General features: G+C 71.3%; 3 protein-coding genes and 1 pseudogene. 1 reads left to right on the top strand and 3 read right to left on the bottom strand.

The features are described 5' to 3' along the window. Nucleotides 1-682 (top strand): NADP-dependent isocitrate dehydrogenase (locus ACHFFZ_RS16805; protein ID WP_394277739.1); only part of this gene is annotated, 682 nt, incomplete at its 5' end. 122 nt (nucleotides 683-804) lie between these two features. Here the strand turns inward: ACHFFZ_RS16805 and ACHFFZ_RS16800 are convergent. From ACHFFZ_RS16800 to ACHFFZ_RS16790, 3 genes and pseudogenes are all read right to left on the bottom strand, one after another. Continuing rightward, a complete protein-coding gene (locus ACHFFZ_RS16800; RefSeq protein WP_394277738.1) occupies nucleotides 805-1,554 on the bottom strand; it encodes a hypothetical protein in 750 nt (249 codons plus the stop codon). A gap of 77 nt (nucleotides 1,555-1,631) precedes the next feature. Further along, nucleotides 1,632-2,339, bottom strand: coding sequence for a nickel pincer cofactor biosynthesis protein LarB (gene larB, locus ACHFFZ_RS16795; protein WP_394277737.1), 708 nt, complete (start codon nucleotides 2,337-2,339; stop codon nucleotides 1,632-1,634). Beyond that, nucleotides 2,332-2,626: pseudogene (locus tag ACHFFZ_RS16790) on the bottom strand (hypothetical protein); the annotation flags it as partial. The pseudogene ACHFFZ_RS16790 and the gene larB, both read right to left, overlap by 8 nt.

The following is a 2,626-nucleotide window of genomic DNA, read 5'->3' as shown; positions in this document are numbered from 1 at the left end:
CATCCAGATCATGAGCCCGGTGGAGGCCACCAAGTTCTCCATCGACCGCATCCGCAAGGGTGAGGACACCATCTCGGTGACCGGCAACGTGCTGCGCGACTACAACACCGACCTGTTCCCGATCCTGGAGCTGGGCACCAGCGCCAAGATGCTCTCGGTGGTGCCGCTGATGAACGGTGGCGGCCTGTTCGAGACCGGCGCCGGCGGCTCCGCCCCCAAGCACGTGCAGCAGCTGGTGGAGGAGAACTACCTGCGCTGGGACTCCCTGGGTGAGTTCCTGGCCCTGGCCGAGAGCCTGCGCCACCTGTCGACCACCGACGGCAACAAGCGCGCCGAGGTGCTGGCTTCCGCACTGGACGCCGCCACCGAGAAGCTGCTGGGCGAGGGCAAGTCCCCCGCCCGCAAGGTGGGTCAGATCGACAACCGTGGCTCGCACTTCTACCTGGCCCTGTACTGGGCTCAGGAGCTGGCCGAGCAGACCGAGGACGCCGAGCTGGCGGCCGCCTTCAAGCCGATCTCGGAGAAGCTCACCGCCGACGAGCAGAAGATCAGCGAGGAGCTGCTGTCCGTGCAGGGCAAGGCCGTCGAGATCGGTGGCTACTACCGCCCCGACGAGAAGCTGACCAGCGACGTGATGCGTCCCTCGGCCACCTTCAACGAGGCACTCGCCCAGCTGGGCTGAGGTCGTTGCGGGGGCTTCCCCCGCCACACCTGACGGGGGTCCGGGCACGTGCGCCCGGACCCCCGCGCAGTTCTGGCAGATCTTCCAGACGCCCGGCGATCCCTTCAGGACTTGTTCAGGATTCAGATATCGTTGGACCAAACCGGCCATTCCCCTTCCCTGATGGCCGATTCGGAGGTGGAGAGCAATGAACCGCAGCACTGGCAGCACCCCATGAGCGTCGCGAAGAGCGGTTCCATCCTCTTTCTGGCCGCAGTGGCCACTTCGGCCATCGTGAACACGGTTGCGCCCCAGGGCCAGGTCAGCCAGCCCGATCCTGCAGCATCGCCGACTGCGAGCTCCCCCACGCCCAGCACTCCGGCACGCCCGAAGCCCCAGCCGACGAGGGAGGGCAGCCCGGCCGCCCAGCGCTCGGCCACCCCGCAGCCAACTGCCTCGGTGACGTCCACAGCCCCGGCGCCCCCCGCGCCCCAGCGCACGGCACCGGCGCCCACGGCCCGCTCGACGGCCGCGGCGCCGGCCACCAGCCGCCCGGTTCCCTCGCCCACCCGCACGAGCGTGGGTCTGCCACGCGCCCACCGATCGTGGACACCGCCGCCGACGCCCACGTGGAAGGCACCCACCACGCACACCATGCCGCTGGACGACCCGACGCCGATGCCCGGACGCTCCACCCCGCCCGTCGGCTGGCCCACCGCGAGCGTCGTGCCCCCGCCGTCGACCGAGCCCTTGCCCTCGATACGGCCCAGCAGTCCGAAACCCACGGGGCATCCCTCCACCGCGCCGCGCCCGAGCAGCATGCGGCCCACCGCCGTGGAGCCGAGCCTGGTTCCGGTGACGCCACGCCGGAAGGTCGACGACCGGCCCGCCATGCTGCCCACCCAGTCCTGTGAGGGTGACAACCGCGACGGACGCAGGCACCAGCACGACTGTGGCCGCCGCTGAACGGTCAGCCCCGTTCGGCAGCGGGCCGTGGTGATCGGGGTGCGGTGATCTGGGCGGCCAAGTGGGCGCCACCGTAGCCGTTGTCGATGTTGACCACGCCGACGCCGGGAGCGCAGGCGTTGAGCATCGTCAGCAGGGGGGCCAGGCCGTTGAAGGCGGCGCCATAGCCCACGGAGGTGGGCACCGCCACCACCGGTACCTCCACGAGCCCGGCGACCAGGCCGGGCAGGGCGCCGTCCATCCCTGCCACCACGACGATGCAGCCGGCACTGCGTAGCAGGTCGAGCCGGGCCAGGGTTCTGTGCAGGCCGGCGATGCCCACGTCGACCACCAGTTCGGTGCGGCGTCCCAGGTACTGCGCGGTCATCGCAGCCTCCCGCGCCACGGGCAGGTCGGAGGTTCCGGCGCAGGCCACCACCACCAGCTCGCCGGTCGGTTCGGGAGGGGTTCGGGGCCAGGCCAGCAAGCCGGCCAGTTCGTCGTGGGCCGCGTCGGGGAGTTCGGCCAGCACGGCCTGGGCGTGTTCGGCCGTGGCGCGTGTGAAGAGCACGGCGCCCGCCTCGGGGCCCCCGGCGTGACCGAAGCGACGGGCGATGGCCCGCACCTGTTCGGTGGTCTTGCCCTCGCAGTAGACGGCCTCTGGGTAGCCGCGTCGGCGGGCGCGCCCCAGGTCGAGGTTCGCGATGCCGTCCAGCGGATCGGACTCAGTCATGGCCGGCCGTCCCCCCTCGCTGGCGAACCTGCGGCGTCCCTGCACCCGGCTGCGCCGAAGTCGCAGCATCCGACCCGGCACGCCGCGCGGGGGGTTCGAGGGGGGTGGTCCCCCCTCTGCTGAGGATCTGCATCGTGAAGGCGCCAGACTGGATTGCGGCGAGGTCGACGGTGACGTGGGCGAAGCCTGCCTCGCGCACGTCGGCGATCAGCTGGGAGCGCAACTGGTCGTCGGCGAGGCGTCCGATCTCGGAGGCAGGCAGTTCGATGCGGGCGATGCTGCCGTGG

Origin of the sequence: Luteococcus sp., assembly GCF_043424415.1 — a bacterium.
GTDB lineage: Bacteria > Actinomycetota > Actinomycetes > Propionibacteriales > Propionibacteriaceae > Luteococcus.
Note: the sequence above shows the minus strand (reverse complement) of the source record. Positions and strands in the feature narration are given on the sequence as shown.